We start from the raw sequence: 455 nt of genomic DNA on the forward strand, positions 1-455 counted from the left end.
GCCAGATCGCAGATCGGGAAGCTGGCCTCGTTGTACCGTGCCGAAGTCGTCAGAGCTTCTCTGAAAACTGCTCCAACCTTGCCAGCAAAACTCCGGTATGTCCGGCGGCTTCGTGGTTGAAATGAATGGGATTCACCACCCCCCCACTGGGAAGATCATTGGTCTCTGATTAATTCGTAACGGTTACATAATTCAATCAGAATTCTTTTGATGCCAGCATTGGAGTATTGGGCATCATTTTTTGCGAGACTTTCGAGCAAACCGATCAACACACCTGTAGACGCGGTTTTCTCATTTCCGATGGCCTCAGTAGTCGCGAGTCGTTTTCGTTGTCGATACAACCTCTGGCGGAGTCGTGGAGGCATTGCCACTCCATCCGTTGATTTTGTCGGTCGCCCTGGCTTCTTTTTTGTAACAGTGACTGAATCCATGTCAGTCTCCTTTTTTTTCGCAAC

The 455-nt window shown here is 49.2% G+C and carries 1 protein-coding gene; it reads right to left on the reverse strand.

Going from position 1 to position 455, the window contains the following annotated elements; all coding sequences use genetic code 11:
• Window positions 1-155: 155 nt before the first annotated feature.
• Window positions 156-455 (reverse strand): hypothetical protein (locus IV91_RS0112890; RefSeq protein WP_233418478.1); only part of this gene is annotated, 300 nt, incomplete at its 5' end.

Origin of the sequence: Ferrovum myxofaciens (assembly GCF_000735045.1) — a bacterium.
GTDB lineage: Bacteria > Pseudomonadota > Gammaproteobacteria > Burkholderiales > Ferrovaceae > Ferrovum > Ferrovum myxofaciens.